A 14,711-nucleotide genomic window follows, 5' to 3' on the forward strand; every position below is an offset into this window, starting at 1 on the left:
GCATCACAACAGTTAGCTATATAAACTTCTGGACGTCTAAATATAATAATGAATTAACCATAAAGGTCACCTATGTCGTCACAAATTCCTGCGCAACCCGCCAGCGCTAAGGCGCTGTTGCCACTCGCCTTGTTCCTCGCGCTGTTTTTAGGAACAGGCATTTATTTTCAGTCAGAGGGTGTGGAATACGCTTTTTATCAACTGCCAAGTCCCGTCGCTATTTTACCTGCGATTGCGTTAGGTATTTTGCTCAGCAAACAAGCGTTCGAGGAACGCATCGCCACCTTTGTCGCGGGCGTGGGTGACAGCAACATTGTCACCATGTGCATGATCTATTTATTAGCCGGCGCATTTTCTACGGTCGCCGAAGCAACCGGTGGTGTTGATGCCATGGTAGCTCTGGGGTTAGGTATTATCCCGGCGTCATTTCTCCTGCCTGGCCTGTTTATTATTGCTGGTGTGATCTCGACCGCAATGGGGACTTCAATGGGTACCTTGGCTGCCCTCGCTCCCGTCGCGTTGGGCATTGGCGAAGCAACAGATATCAGTCTGCCTTTGCTCGCAGGGGTCTTGGTCAGTGGTGCCATGTTCGGTGATAACTTATCCATCATTTCAGACACAACAATTGCAGCCACACGCACACAAGGCTGCAGTATGCGAGACAAGTTTAAAGCAAACTTAAAAATCTCGATTCCCGCAGCGATCATCACCTTGCTGTGGTTAGTCAGTTACGACACCAGTAACGCGCCTTTGAACATTCCTGAAGCCAACCTATGGTTATGTATTCCCTACTTCGCCATCATTGTGCTAGCAGTAATGGGCTTGAATGTATTTGCGGTGTTAGGTCTCGGTATCGTATTGGCTGCTGCATTTGGCATGGTTGCGGTAGATTACCAGTGGGTGAAATTTAGTCAGGATATCTACGATGGCTTTTCATCGATGCAAGAAATCTTCTTGCTGTCGTTGCTGATAGGTGGGCTTTCGGGCTTGATCCGTCAGCAGGGCGGTTTGGCTTTCCTTGCCAAAGCCGTTGAAGCGGTCACCAGCCGCTTAAGTAAGCACAAACAACGGTCTTCTGCGCTTGGCGTCGCTGGCCTTACATCACTTACAAATCTCTGTGTTGCGAATAACACGGTGAGTATTCTGCTTGCGGGAGAAGTCAGTGCACGCTTAGCTAAAAAAGGTAATTTAGCAGCGCGCCAAAGCGCCAGCTTATTGGATATTTTTGCCTGTGTTGTGCAAGGCGTCTTGCCTTATGGCGCGCAGGCATTACTCATGGGGGCGAGTTTCGGTATTTCGCCATTGTCGGTGAGTATCCATACCGGCTATTGCTTTATCTTAGGTGCAGTCGCTTTGGTGATTATCGTATGGCGCAAGCCACTTGAAGATCGTATACCGGAGCAAACAGAAGCGGTCACTTAGACCGCTTCTATCAAAAATTAATTGGTACTTGGTAATTCGAGAATACCGTCGATTTCAATCTGAGCACCTTTGGGCAGCTGCTTCACACCAATAGCCGCGCGCGCTGGATAAGGTTTGCTGAAGTGGCGAGCCATGACCTCATTGACGATGGCAAACTCACCTAAATCAGTTAAGTAGATTTGTACTTTCACCATATCCTGAAGTTCGCCACCGGCGGCTTCACACACCGCTGCTAGGTTCTTAAATACCTGCTCGGCTTGCTGTTGAAAGTCCTCAGAGACCAACTCCATGGTTTCGGGATCAAGCGGGATCTGACCCGAAAGGTAGACAGTAGTGCCAATTTTTACCGCTTGCGAATAAGTGCCGATCGCCGCAGGCGCTTTATCTGTTGCAATGATTACTTTAGACATTTTACTTCCTTAAGCGCGTCACGCGCTGAACATCGGGCATCTTACGGATATGACGGATCACGTCAGCAAGATGCTTTCTATTTTTAATAGTCAGTGCCACATCAATAAAATAAATGTTGGCATCGATTTCTTCAGTTTTAAGACCATCGATATTACAACCCGTCGTCGCAATAGCTGACGTGAGTTTAGCGAGCGCACCTTGATGGTTAATAATCTCGATTCTAATCTCTGAAATAAATTCCGCTTCAGGGTTATTATCCCACTCCACTGGAAAGTAGCGGCCTGGCTCTTCCTCATGACCGCGAACGTTTTTACACTCACGACGGTGAATGACCAGACCTTTCCCTGGACTCACATGAGCAATAATGTCGTCACCAGGAATGGGTCGACAGCATTTCGCAAAACTCACCAATAGCCCTTCGGCACCCTTAATGGATAAACTCTTGCGACTCAAACTTTCGTCCTTGAAAGGCTGTAGCTCACCCAGTAAGCGCTTTGCAACTGCCAATGACATGAGGTTACCCAGGCCAATTTGTTTTAATAACTCGCCACGTGTTTCTATTTTAAGCTCCGCGATTACCCGCTCAAACTCAGCGTTCGGAATCTCATCATAGCTCAGCGAACCTAAAGCAGATCGCAATAGACGCTCGCCTAAATGCTCAGCTTCGGATGCTTGCTGTCCTTTCAAAAACTGTCTAATTTTCGCACGAGCCTTGCCCGTTACAACGAAGTTGAGCCATGCGATATTAGGCCGTGAACCTGGAACGGTTTTAATTTCTACCGTTTGTCCCGTTTCCAATGGTTTACTCAATGAGTAAGTACGATGATTAACACGAGCACCGACGCATGTATTGCCCACATCGGTATGTACTGCATAAGCGAAGTCGACAGCAGTAGCGCCTTGAGGTAACTCGACGATGCGCCCATCTGGCGTAAATACGTATATTTCGTCGGGGAACAAATCCGATTTCACGTTTTCAATAAACTCGAACGAACTACCCGCGCTTTGTTGCAGCTCCAACAGGCTTTGCATCCATTTACGCGCTCTTACCTGAGCCGTGGTGCCCGAGTCATCATTATTTTTATAAAGCCAGTGTGCAGCCACCCCGCGATCGGCCATCAAGTCCATTTCTTCCGTACGAATTTGAATCTCGACAGGAACGCCGTGGGGCCCTTTGAGGGACGTATGTAGCGACTGATAACCGTTCGATTTCGGAATCGCAATGTAGTCTTTAAAACGTGTTTCAATCGGTTTATATAAGTTATGCAGCGCACCCAACACGCGATAACACGTATCCACTGAATCAACGATGACACGAAAAGCATAAATGTCCATCACCTGATTAAAGCGCAACTCTTTGTTCAGCATCTTGCGATAAATACTATGCAAATGCTTCTCGCGTCCCATCACTCGCGCGCTGATGTGGTTACCTTCAAGTCGAGCCTGAATTTCATGCTGAACACGCTCCATAAACTCACGCCGATTGCCGCGCGCTTTTTTGACCTCCGACTCTAGAAGTTTCGCGCGCCATGGAAACAGCGCCCAAAAGCCGAGTCGCTCGAGTTCATTTTTAACATCGTGAATACCCAATCGATGCGCAAGCGGCGCATAAATTTCTAGTGTCTCTCGGGCAATCCTGCGACGTTTATCGGGTCTTAAGTGCTGTATTGTTCGCATGTTATGCGTACGGTCAGCTAGCTTGATCAAAATGACACGAATATCCTGCGTCATCGCCATGATCATTTTACGATAGTTTTCGGCTTGCGCTTCTTCTTTGGAATTAAACTGCAATTTATCAAGCTTTGATACACCCTCGACCAACGAGGCAACCGTTGACCCAAACATCTCAGCGAGTTCTTCTTCTTTGATCTCGGTATCTTCGATCACATCGTGTAGTAAAGCCGCCATCAACGTTTCATGGTCAAGGCGCATATCGGCAAGCAAACTAGCCACAGCGACTGGGTGGGTTATATAAGGCTCACCGCTGCTGCGTTTCTGACTACTGTGTGCATCCTTGGCCACTTTAAAGGCATGTTCAACACGATCAATTTGATCGCTTGGTAAATACTCACTTATTTGATTTTTCAGGCCTTCAAATAAATACACCGAAAGACTCCATTTATGGGCGATAAGGCAAAGTTTCTTCTGCGGTTAATACCGACACTAACTGACAGCATAAGAGCAAAAGACAAAAAAGCCAACGGAATACACCGTTGGCTTTTAGTATGAGTGCGAACTCATTGTGCTAAAGGGCTAGCCTCTAGCTAATAATTAGCTTATTCAACGCGACGCAACGCATCAACGGCGCGCATCTCTTCTGCGTCTGCTTCTTGCTGCGCTGCACGTTCTTCAGCATCTAAACGATCTGCGTCGATTTTACCCTGCTCGATCTCGCGTAAAGCGATAACCGTGGGCTTCTCGTTTTTAGTTTCAACCAATGGATCTTTGCCTTGGACTGACAGCTGACGCGCTCGGCGTGCAGCAAGCAAGATCAAATCAAAACGGTTACCTACGCGGTCAACAGCGTCTTCTACAGTTACGCGAGCCATGCTCTACTCTCCATCCAACCTGAGTGAAATTCTTCGAAAGGCTAATAATTATACGGAAATAAGCGCAATTAGCCAAGTAATTCGTTAATCACCGCTTTATGGCGCTCTTGCTGCACTGCCATTGCATTGCGTTGCGCTAAAACAATATGCTCGAGCTGTGCCAGTGAGTCATCAAAATGGTCATTCACCAACAAATAATCAAACTCATGATAGTGCGACATTTCTGCTTGCGCTTTTGCCATCCGCTTACTGATGACTTCATCACTGTCTTGTCCGCGGCGCCGAAGTCGCTGTTCTAAAGTTGCCAAACAAGGCGGCATAATAAAAATAGAGCAGGTGTCAGGATGATGTTCGCGTACTTGTTGCGCGCCTTGCCAGTCAATATCCAGAAAAATGTCAATGCCGGCGGCTAAGCCTTCTTCAATAACCTTTTTAGAAGTGCCGTAGTAGTTATCAAACACTTTCGCCCACTCGTAAAATTCACCTTTCTCGATACGCTCTTCAAAGCTTTCAGCCGATAAAAAGTGATAGTGTATGCCATCATGCTCTCCGGGACGTGGAGCACGTGTTGTGCAAGAGACAGAGACCTGCATCGAGCCATCATTATGTTTGTTTAAAAGAGCACCGATAAGGCTCGACTTGCCCGCTCCGCTTGGAGCCGCGATGATAAATAGATTGCCAGTGTGATTTGCCATAGAAAACACAGTACCTTGCTTTATATGGCGAAGAAGAATAACACGAGCAACGAGATTTGGAAAAAGTTAACATTCACTCTTCGTGACTAAATCAGTATTATTAATGCTTTTAACGTGCGCTAGGGAAGCTATGAGCAATACACACCAAGGCAAAACATCGGTCGGCTTTGCGATTTTATTATTAATACTGCTAGGCTTAAACCTACGCCCGTTATTGACATCAATCGGGCCATTGACGCAAGCCCTACAAGCAGCTACAAGCATGCCTTACAGTAGTTTCTCGCTGCTCACCACTATTCCTATCATGATGATTGGTGTGCTCGCTTTGTTTGCCGGTCGAATGACCCGAGCGCTAGGCTATCAACGGGGAATTGCCACAGGTTTATTGGTACTGATTGCCGGCTTAGTCATTCGGGCATGGCCTGCCTCCGCCGCAATATTGGTGGTCAGCGCGGTTATTGGCGGTTTTGGCATTGCTTTACTGCATATCATTATTCCCGAACTGACTAAACAGCAATTTCGTCATCGTCTCGGAGCCATGACCGGTCTTTGGTCCGCAGCACTGATGGGCGGCGCGGCGCTTGGCGCAGTAGTGACACCATGGCTTGACGCTCACTTTAGTTCCCACTCAGTTGCTCTCGCCAGTTGGGCATTACTGGCACTTATAACGCTAATACTATGGCTGAGCCCAGCGAACCGTGTGCCTAAAGCCGATATCCCGCCACGCCATGAATTACTTAAAGCCTTTAAATATCCTCGAAGCTGGCTATTAGGTGCCTATTTTGCCCTAGTTAATGCAGGTTACGCCGGGTTTATAGCCTGGATAGCGCCTTTTTATGGTGAATTCGGTTGGACCACTCAACAGGCAGGTAATCTTCTCGCGCTGTTTTCGTTAGTGCAGGTGATGGGTGCTCTGATTCTTCCGACCCTATCACGTAGCATGGATCGCCGTCCGTGGCTGGCATTGGCGGTGATCACACAAATGGTTGGGTTTGCTGGGCTCTGTTGGCTACCTGAGCAGGCGCCTTGGCTGTGGTCAGCACTTTGTGGTTTCGGCTTAGGAGGTGCATTCCCATTGTGTATTGTCATGGCACTCGATCACATCGACGATCCGGTGCAGTCGGGCAGACTCGTCTCGTTTATGCAAGGTATCGGATTTATTTTTGCCAGCATAATGCCATTAGTGACCGGCGCATTTCGTGATATTAGCGGTAACTATCAGTTAGGATGGGGATTTCACATTCTAGTTGGCGTCGTCATCTTGTTAATGACGACGCGGTTTAGACCTTCAGGGTATAAAGCAGCTTTTTCAGTTACGCGGTAATACGCGCTCGAGAGCGTCTTCAACTAGCTGATTTAATGCTGTTTTTTCTAGCCCTCGGTGAGCGTATGTGGTCACGCCAATGAGTGTAGCTTGATAGAGCACCGCAAGACGCTCTGGATCTTCATCTGGACCCAATTGACCGCGCTCTTTAGCAAGCAAAAATGCTTCTTTGAAGATGTTCTCGAATCGATCAATATAACTAATTGCGGTTGATGCATCCGCATCATCGAGCGTGTGTAACTCGAGAAGGCTTTTTACAACCATACACGCCATGCTTGGCTTTTGCTGACCACACTCATCCACCATGGTAATTAAGACTTTGCGGAAGCCTTCAATGGTGTCGGAACCCTCAAATAAAAAACCGGTGTACTGCTCTATAAGCTGTTCACCATACGTTCTCAGTGCTTCATTAAATAGTGATTCTTTATTGCCGAAGGCCGCATAGATTGACCCAGGGCGCATATCCAATGCATATTCAATATCTTTCATTGACGTTGCGTGGTAGCCCTGTTTCCAAAACAAAAGCATCGCGTTGTTGAGTGCAATATCCCTATCAAATTGCGGTGTTCTAGCCATTTTCCTTCCCTAAGAATGATTTCTTTACCTTAAAACAGTAATGACCAATTGTGAGCTTTTTCCATAAAGACACAGTAGGCTATATGTAAATGAACAACAATTATAGAGAACAGGAGCAATTTATGTCCAACGCCAAAGGTAATTGGCGGAATGCCATTTTGGTTCCCGTCTTTCTCCCTGCAGTCATCGTTATAGCCTTATTGGTAATAGGCACTTTAAGCGCACCGGAGCTAGCTGGCAACCTTTTTAGTGCAACTCTTGCGGGAATCACCGAACACTTCGGATGGTTTTACATGCTGGCCGTCGCATTATTCTTGATTTTTATAGTCGGTGTAGCATTGTCACGCTGGGGACGCATCAAATTGGGTCCTGATCATTGCGAGCCGGAATACAGCTTCACCTCTTGGTTCGCCATGCTATTTTCCGCAGGTTACGGAATTGCACTACTGTTCTTTGGTGTCGCCGAGCCTGTATTGCACTACGCCGAACCGCCCGTTGGGGCCGCAGAGACGGTAGATGCCGCCAAACAAGCGATGCAAATCGCCTATTTCCATTGGGGCTTTCATATCTGGGCTATTTACGGTCTCGTCGGCTTGGTTTTGGCATACTTCTCCTTTCGGCATGGCTTACCGCTATCCATGCGATCAACCTTATACCCTCTAATTGGTGACAAAATACACGGTCCGGCAGGACATACGATCGACACCTTTGCCATCCTGAGCACCCTATTTGGTATTGCAACCACGCTGGGGCTCTCCGTTATCCAGATTAATACCGGGTTAAATTATCTTTGGGAGGACATCCCCGTTGATACCACGGTACAAGTGATTGCCATTGCCGTGATTACGCTTGCCGCCATTGCATCGGTCGTTGCCGGTATGGATAAAGGAATTAAACGACTGTCTTTATTGAACATGGCGCTGGTGATGTTCTTGCTGATATTCGTTTTTGCCGTCGGTCCGACTATCCACATCTTAGAAACTTATCTACAGAATACAGGCGCATATCTGAGCGGTATCGTCGAACGAACCTTTAACCTGCAGGCCTATACTCGCAGTGACTGGATAGGCAACTGGACACTCTTTATCTTTGGTTGGACCATCGCTTGGGCACCATTTGTCGGGCTATTTATTGCCAAAATCAGTCGGGGGCGCACGATTCGTCAGTTCGTATTGGGTGTCATGTTAGTGCCAACCTTCTTCACTTTCTTTTGGTTCGCAGTATTTGGAGATACAGCGCTTAACATGATTATGAACGAGGGCTATACCTCGTTAATCTCTGAGGTGCAAAACAACCAGGCTATCGCGTTGTTCAAGCTATTTGAAAACTTGCCACTTACTAATGTGCTCAGTTTCGCAACCGTGCTATTGATAATCACTTTCTTCGTTACCTCGTCTGATTCAGGCTCGCTCGTTGTCGACTCATTAGCCTCTGGCGGTGTGGGTGAAACGCCTGTATGGCAACGTGTATTTTGGGCATCGACCGAAGGCGTTGTTGCTGCGGTGCTACTTGTCGCAGGAGGCTTAAATGCGTTACAAACCGCGGCCATCACAAGCGCCTTTCCGTTTGCAATTATTATATTAATTGCTGCCGTCGGCATGTGGCGCGCGCTAGTTATTGAGGGTCACCAGTATTCAAGCCTGAAGAGCCACCGTCAGTCTCATCGCCGTGGCGTTAATGAAGGACCCGACTATTGGAAGAAACGTCTACGTGGCTTGGTCAAGTTCCCACAACAAAGCGAAGTAAAAGAGTTTATTTATGGTCGTGCGAGCGAAGCTTTAGAAAAGGTAAAAGCCGAGCTCGAAACACAAGATTGGCCCGCTCGATTCACTAAAGACGAGGAGCATGAGCGTATTATGCTGACGGTCGAACGCGAAGGCGACCTCGACTTCGCCTACGAGATTCGTTTACGCGAGTATTCGATGCCACAATTCGTGCTACGTCCGAGTCACAAGAATGAGCACTACTATCGTGCCGAATTATTCTTGCGCCAGGGCGGTCAGTCATACGACCTCTATGGTTACGAAATGACAGATATTATTAATGATGTCATTAACCAGTTTGAAAATTACTTGCACTTCAGACATCACAGCCCAGGCGTGTTGCCATGGGAGATGGAAAAACACGATGAGGATTTACAAGACATCGAAACCAATAAGTAGACAATTTAAGCCCTCAGCGATGGGGGCTTTTTTTATCTGATATACTGACTTTTTTGTTTGGCGTTCAGTTAATCATCATGAAGATTTTGCACACCTCAGACTGGCATCTAGGTCGCCTGTTTCACCAGCAGTCGTTACTAGAGCAGCAAATTGAATTACTCCAACAAATAGTGGAGATTATTGACCAGCAAGCGGTCGACGCCGTCATCATTGCAGGCGATATTTATGACCGTTCTGTGCCTCCTTCAGCGGCGATTAGCGCATTTAACGACTTTATTGAAGAAGTCGCAGTCTCGCGTCAGAAAACGATTATTGCGATATCAGGAAATCACGATGGCGCAGAGCGATTAGGATTCGCAACCTCCTTACTAAAACAATCCAACCTCCATTTAGTCACCGAATTACCGCAAGCTTTGGAGCCCATCGTACTGAATGATTCGGCAACCACGATCGATATTTGGTGCGTCCCCTTTCACGACCCTCTACAAGTGAATAACTGGCTAGATACTGATTGTAAAGAATTTAATACGGCTCACCAAATGATCGTTGACCGAATCAATGCAGAACGAAACCCCGCTCATCTGAATATGATTGTAAGTCACTGTTATTTAGATGGCGCCTCAGAATCAGAATCGGAGCGTCCTCTATCGATAGGCGGTGCCGATCGCGTTGATTGGCAATTGTTTAAAGACTTTGATTATGCCGCGTTGGGTCATTTGCACCAACCTCAGCATAAAGGCATGGAACATATTCGTTACAGTGGATCGCTAATGAAATATAGTTTTTCGGAGGTCAACCAAAGCAAGTCCATTACGTTGCTCGATGTTAACGAGAAAGGTGTACAAAACATTCAACAGATTTCTCTGAAGCCGAGTCGGGATATGCGAGTGCTCAAAGGCACACTAGCAGAGCTAATTGCTCAAGCGGAACACGATCCTCAGCGCAACGACTTTATCCAGGCAATATTGACCGATAAGCAAGCAATCTTATATCCGATGGCAAAGCTACGCGCCCATTATCCGAACTTAATGCAACTGCGCAAAGAGCAACTTGAGCACATCCGTAAAGCATCAGACACAAGTGGCCAGGAGCAACTAAAAAAGGCGGATAGCGAACTCATCCATGACTTTTTTACTGAAGTCTATGGTACCCCCCTAAATGCGGACCAAAAAGCCAGCATTAATCAGGTGATCCAACAGATTGAACAAGAGGAGTCAGAATCTTGAAACCACTCGTTCTTAAAATGCAGGCATTTGGTCCCTTCCCTACGCAGCAGTCGATAAACTTTACATTACTGGGTGAACACCCACTCTTTTTAATCAACGGAGCCACCGGTGCCGGGAAGACAACATTGCTCGACGCCATCAGCTTTGCACTTTACGGAGAAACTACAGGGCAAGATCGTATCGGCAAACAAATGCGGTGCGACCACGCAGCGGACGACTGTGCCACTGAAGTTGAGTTTATCTTTGCCGTAGGTGAAAAGACCTATCGCGTGATGCGTCAGCCTACACAGCATATACTCGGCCAGCGTGGGAACAGCAAAGTGGAGCGACGTACCACGGCATCGCTGTATCAGTTGCAAGGGGAGTGGTCAAACGATCAGTTGCCGAACGCGATGGATTGGCAGCCGCTCGAGACGCGCAAAGTTACCGAAGTGAATAAACACATTGAAACGTTGCTAGGTTTGCGAGCTGAACAGTTCCGTCAGGTCGTTGTATTACCACAAGGCAAGTTTCGCGAACTACTTAATGCCGATGCGAATGAGCGCGAAACGATTCTGTCGCAACTGTTCCAAACTCAACGATTCAAGCGCTACGAAGAATTATTTAAGCAGCAAGCAAGCGAACTCAAAAAGAGCTTTGAGCAACTCGAACAGCAAAAGGCGCATATCCTCGACGGCTCCGAGTGTGAAGATCTAACACAGCTTGAGCAACACATCGCTGATCTAAAGCCGCAGTTAGAAGCTAAGCAAACTGTTCTAAACCAGCTTCAACAACAGATCAACGACACCGATTACCAACTTAAGCAACAACACACGCGCAACGCCAAATACAAAGATTTACAACACGCTAAACACCAACAGGATGCATTAAAAGCCAAACAAGCGGATATCGATTATAAACAGCAGCAAATCAAAGCCGCTCAAGCTGCCATTCGCTTGTTGCCGACATATAACGAATGGCAGCAAAACGAGAAGCACGTCAAGACCAGTCAAGAAAAGCAACTACAGCTCGAAACTAGACAACAACAGCAAGCTAAGACGCTAAAGGTTGCTCAGACGAGTCTCCAAGAGGCTAAGACGAAACTTGAACAGAATCATTCGCTTAGAACGACTCTCCAGCGATTAGAAGAGCTATTACCAACCGTTGAACAATTAGAAGGTTTGACAAAGCAAGTCGAGCAACATCAATCTAAGCTTGCGTTGCAAGAAAAAGAGGGGAAACAACTAAGAGCTTCGTATGATGCCGTTCAGTTAGATATTAAGCGGCTACGATCAGAGCAACTGCAGGTGCAATCAAAAATTGATGAGTTACCTGAGTTAGAAGTTCGTGTGCAGGCATTGTCTGAGCAACGCAAGCAACTGCTAAAAAAGCAACAGCTCACTGAGCAAGCGACGACAGTTAAAAATGACCAAGCTAAATTGCAGCACGCGTTAGAGAAAAGGCTGGACGACAAACAAAAGGCTTATAACCGCGCCAACGAGCTCGAGCAACGCTGGCTGGCAAGCCAAGCTCCCTTGCTTGCCAGTCAGCTTAAGCCGCAACAACCTTGTCCTGTCTGTGGCAGCAAACAGCATCCGGCCCCCGCTCAATCAGACACAACAGCATTAGTTTCGCAGCATGAGCTTGAGCACGCACGAGCAACCTATAGAGCTGCCGAGCAGGCGTTTTATGATGAACAAACAGCACTCACGAAAGCAAATGAACATGAACGTCAGTTAAATCAGCAGTTATCTGAATTCACCGATTTATCGGAAGCATTGATTGAGCAACAAGAAGTCCAATTAAATGAAGAACGAAGAACACGCGCAGAACTATTAACTCGCCGCCAAACCCTTCAAAGCAAACTCGATCAGGCGGAACAACAGCGCAGTGAATTGGAACACCAACTTGAACAGTGTCGCGCTAAGTACACTGAAGTTAAAGCTCAGCATGCTCGCGTAAATGCTGACCTGGAACACTTAAATCAACGTTGGCAACAAAGTGATATCAATGTTGCGGAAGTTAAACCACGGATAGATCAAATTAAGCAGCAGCTGCGTCAGCTTGAAAAGCAATTCGAGCAAGCACAGCATGCAATGCAACAGCAGTCTGAGCAATACCATGCGACACACACTCAATTAAAGGCCGAAGTAGAAGAAAACAAACGACTCGCGCAAGCGCTCGAAGCGGCTGAAAAAGCATGGCAAGCACAGCTCGCCAGTAGCCCCTTTGCCACATACAACGAATTTCAGTCGGCGCACGTCAGTGAACCGGAACTTGAGCAACTTAATTCAGCGGTGGCGGAGCATAATCAACGTATGGTCGAGCTACGTTCAATGATCGCAGAGCTACAACGCTATGTCGATGACATTCAACCCGCTGATACCGAGCAATTAACCTTACGACTCGAAAAGTTACGTAAAGATTTCGAGTCGGAACAGACTCAATTTAACCAGCAACAAAGCGCATTATTTAACAACGAAAAGGCAGCGCAGCGGTTACGTCAGTTGGCAACACAGAACAAAGAGCTAGAAGCTAAGTATGCCAATATTGGTACACTTGCAAACCTGACAAATGGACAAAACGACCAACGTTTAAGTTTGCACCGATTTATATTAAGTGTTCTACTAGATGATATACTAATTGTTGCATCGCAGCATTTAGCTCAAATGACGCACCATCGGTATCTATTAGTGCGCGAAAACGAAGTCAATGACGCTCGCTCCGCAAGCGGTTTGAACCTCGCGGTGACGGACGCTTACACGGGCATCCAACGCTCCACTAAGACACTTTCCGGTGGCGAGAGCTTCCAAGCCGCACTCGCATTGGCGCTCGGACTCTCCGAAGTGGTTCAGCAGTATTCGGGGGGAATTAAACTCGATATGTTGTTTGTTGATGAGGGCTTCGGCAGTCTTGATGAGCAAGCATTAGATGCCGCTATCGATGTGCTCGCCAATCTAAGAGCCAGTGGTCGGAGTGTCGGAATCATCTCCCATGTGCGAGAATTAAAAGAACGTATTGATATGCGCATCGATGTTCATAAAGGTCAATATGGTAGCCACATCACGACGAGGGTAAATAACTAATATGGATGGTGTCATGCATTCACCAACAACGCTCCCAGCAATGCCCGGCATGCTCGCACGTTCGTTACTCACCTTGCTACGTAACGACAATAGCGAAGCAGAAGCGGATAAAATCGAGCATGAGTATAGTTTAGAAGCCCTCTCTACCAAGCGAATAAGCGCCTATAAAACTATGTTTGGTGGCTTTGTCAGTGATATACCGCTATCGCTTTTCTATTGCTTAGCGCAAAGAACCCATTTAGCCCAGATGCTCGATAAACGGTTTCCTTGGCCAGCCCCGGGTTTGGTGCATTTAAACAATCGATTAGAGCAGTTAGGCAACATAAAGACCGATCAACCTTTTTATATCAAAGCATCCGTCAACGTTCCGGCTCGTGGTCCGCAAGTATCTCCGCGTCGGTTACGTCCTAAATTTGAAGTCAGCTTCTTTCAAGATGGTCAAGAAGTTGTGCGGTGCGAGAGTACGTACCAGGTCATGAAAGCACAAGGCAAAGAAGCTCCTCGCGCTAAGAAGCCTGAGACGAAGATCGAAAAGCCAGATTGGACCTATTTACATCACTGGCAATTAGGCTCGGGCCTCGGCCGACGCTATGCTCGTGTTTCAGGTGACTTTAACCCCATCCATCTACACCCATTTACATCGCGTTGGTTTGGTTTTAATAAGCCCATCATTCACGGGATGTATATGATGGCAAGAGCACAAGCCGACCTTGAACGCATCGAAGGGAAAAGCGCTAATTATATTGATGTGACATTTAAACGCCCTGTCATTCTACCTGCGCGTATACGTTTATGGCGCAACACTGAATCATCGGAAGGTTACGAAGTCCGAAACAACGATAATACGCAAGTACAACTCGAAGGGAAGATCCGTTTCCCTTCGTAATCAGCCGTTCTATTGTTTGTGAATTTCACCATCCTTCATAACAAAGGTCACTCGCTGTAGCTCCGTAATGTCTTCAAGCGGATTACCATCCACGGCAATGATATCCGCGTATGAACCGCTTTTAATACGACCTAAACGCGGGTCTCTTAGAATATCTGAGGCGGCAATTGTCGCCGCTTGAATGGCTTGATTCGCAGGCATTCCCGCCTCAACCATGTACTCAAATTCTTTAGCATTATCGCCGTGCGCTGATACACCGCTGTCAGTGCCAAAACCAATTTTCACACCGGCTTTATAAGCTTTGGCAAAGGTATCTTGAATTTTAGGTCCAATTGCAAGTGCTTTGGGTTTAACCACAGCCGGGAAGTAGCCGTCGATCTTAGCTTTTCAGCAAC

Annotated in this window: 11 protein-coding genes and 1 pseudogene; 6 read left to right on the forward strand and 6 right to left on the reverse strand. The window is 47.1% G+C overall.

The window, feature by feature from the left end; translation table 11 throughout:
• Positions 1 to 72 precede the first annotated feature (72 nt).
• Positions 73 to 1,422 (forward strand): Na+/H+ antiporter NhaC family protein, encoded by a 1,350-nt coding sequence (locus tag OS145_RS02470; protein WP_006954440.1) that lies wholly within the window; start codon positions 73 to 75, stop codon positions 1,420 to 1,422.
• 17 nt (positions 1,423 to 1,439) lie between these two features.
• Here the strand turns inward: OS145_RS02470 and OS145_RS02475 are convergent, their stop codons facing one another.
• The 4 genes from OS145_RS02475 to gmk all read right to left on the reverse strand — a co-directional run bounded on the left by OS145_RS02475 (position 1,440) and on the right by gmk (position 5,077).
• Positions 1,440 to 1,832 (reverse strand): deaminase RidA, encoded by a 393-nt coding sequence (locus OS145_RS02475; RefSeq protein ID WP_006954441.1) that lies wholly within the window; start codon positions 1,830 to 1,832, stop codon positions 1,440 to 1,442.
• Position 1,833: 1 nt separating this feature from the next.
• On the reverse strand, positions 1,834 to 3,939 hold the full coding sequence (spoT, locus tag OS145_RS02480; RefSeq protein WP_006954442.1) for a bifunctional GTP diphosphokinase/guanosine-3',5'-bis pyrophosphate 3'-pyrophosphohydrolase: 2,106 nt from the start codon (positions 3,937 to 3,939) through the stop codon (positions 1,834 to 1,836).
• Positions 3,940 to 4,109: 170 nt separating this feature from the next.
• Positions 4,110 to 4,382 carry a DNA-directed RNA polymerase subunit omega gene (gene rpoZ / locus OS145_RS02485; protein WP_006954443.1) on the reverse strand — a complete coding sequence of 91 codons (273 nt, stop codon included), beginning with the start codon at positions 4,380 to 4,382 and terminating at the stop codon, positions 4,110 to 4,112.
• A gap of 68 nt (positions 4,383 to 4,450) precedes the next feature.
• The gene (gmk, locus tag OS145_RS02490) at positions 4,451 to 5,077 is read right to left on the reverse strand and encodes a guanylate kinase (protein WP_006954445.1); all 627 of its coding nucleotides are present in this window, start codon (positions 5,075 to 5,077) and stop codon (positions 4,451 to 4,453) included.
• 130 nt (positions 5,078 to 5,207) lie between these two features.
• On the opposite strand from gmk, the gene OS145_RS02495 reads away from it, so the two are divergent.
• Positions 5,208 to 6,401 (forward strand): cyanate transporter, encoded by a 1,194-nt coding sequence (locus OS145_RS02495; protein WP_006954447.1) that lies wholly within the window; start codon positions 5,208 to 5,210, stop codon positions 6,399 to 6,401.
• Here OS145_RS02495 and OS145_RS02500 read toward each other — a convergent pair.
• Positions 6,387 to 6,977 (reverse strand): TetR/AcrR family transcriptional regulator, encoded by a 591-nt coding sequence (locus OS145_RS02500; protein ID WP_006954450.1) that lies wholly within the window; start codon positions 6,975 to 6,977, stop codon positions 6,387 to 6,389. The two genes, OS145_RS02495 and OS145_RS02500, sit on opposite strands and share 15 nt — an antisense overlap.
• 122 nt (positions 6,978 to 7,099) lie before the next feature.
• On the opposite strand from OS145_RS02500, the gene OS145_RS02505 reads away from it, so the two are divergent.
• The 4 genes from OS145_RS02505 (at position 7,100) to OS145_RS02520 (ending at position 14,316) form a co-directional block, all read left to right on the forward strand.
• Positions 7,100 to 9,139: a BCCT family transporter gene (locus tag OS145_RS02505; RefSeq protein WP_006954452.1), complete on the forward strand. Its 2,040-nt coding sequence runs from the start codon at positions 7,100 to 7,102 to the stop codon at positions 9,137 to 9,139.
• Between the two features lie 77 nt (positions 9,140 to 9,216).
• The gene (locus tag OS145_RS02510) at positions 9,217 to 10,365 is read left to right on the forward strand and encodes an exonuclease SbcCD subunit D (protein WP_006954454.1); all 1,149 of its coding nucleotides are present in this window, start codon (positions 9,217 to 9,219) and stop codon (positions 10,363 to 10,365) included.
• Positions 10,362 to 13,430 (forward strand): AAA family ATPase, encoded by a 3,069-nt coding sequence (locus OS145_RS02515; protein WP_006954456.1) that lies wholly within the window; start codon positions 10,362 to 10,364, stop codon positions 13,428 to 13,430. Before OS145_RS02510 ends, OS145_RS02515 begins: the two co-directional genes overlap by 4 nt.
• Before the next feature lie 13 nt (positions 13,431 to 13,443).
• On the forward strand, positions 13,444 to 14,316 hold the full coding sequence (locus OS145_RS02520; protein ID WP_242603640.1) for a MaoC family dehydratase: 873 nt from the start codon (positions 13,444 to 13,446) through the stop codon (positions 14,314 to 14,316).
• Between the two features lie 9 nt (positions 14,317 to 14,325).
• On the opposite strand, the pseudogene OS145_RS02525 reads toward OS145_RS02520, so the two are convergent.
• Positions 14,326 to 14,703, reverse strand: a pseudogene (locus OS145_RS02525) (amidohydrolase family protein); the annotation flags it as partial.
• Between the last annotated feature and the right edge of the window lie 8 nt (positions 14,704 to 14,711).

The sequence above is a fragment of the Idiomarina baltica OS145 genome (assembly GCF_000152885.1).
GTDB lineage: Bacteria > Pseudomonadota > Gammaproteobacteria > Enterobacterales > Alteromonadaceae > Idiomarina > Idiomarina baltica.

Bases quoted from the DNA above. Each gene is read 5' to 3' on its own strand.
- OS145_RS02470 (WP_006954440.1), top strand. From the start codon at position 73: ATGTCGTCACAAATTCCTGCGCAACCCGCCAGCGCTAAGGCGCTGTTG.
- OS145_RS02475 (WP_006954441.1), bottom strand. From the start codon at position 1,832: ATGTCTAAAGTAATCATTGCAACAGATAAAGCGCCTGCGGCGATCGGC.
- rpoZ (WP_006954443.1), bottom strand. From the start codon at position 4,382: ATGGCTCGCGTAACTGTAGAAGACGCTGTTGACCGCGTAGGTAACCGT.
- gmk (WP_006954445.1), bottom strand. From the start codon at position 5,077: ATGGCAAATCACACTGGCAATCTATTTATCATCGCGGCTCCAAGCGGA.
- OS145_RS02495 (WP_006954447.1), top strand. From the start codon at position 5,208: ATGAGCAATACACACCAAGGCAAAACATCGGTCGGCTTTGCGATTTTA.
- OS145_RS02500 (WP_006954450.1), bottom strand. From the start codon at position 6,977: ATGGCTAGAACACCGCAATTTGATAGGGATATTGCACTCAACAACGCG.
- OS145_RS02505 (WP_006954452.1), top strand. From the start codon at position 7,100: ATGTCCAACGCCAAAGGTAATTGGCGGAATGCCATTTTGGTTCCCGTC.
- OS145_RS02510 (WP_006954454.1), top strand. From the start codon at position 9,217: ATGAAGATTTTGCACACCTCAGACTGGCATCTAGGTCGCCTGTTTCAC.
- OS145_RS02520 (WP_242603640.1), top strand. From the start codon at position 13,444: ATGCATTCACCAACAACGCTCCCAGCAATGCCCGGCATGCTCGCACGT.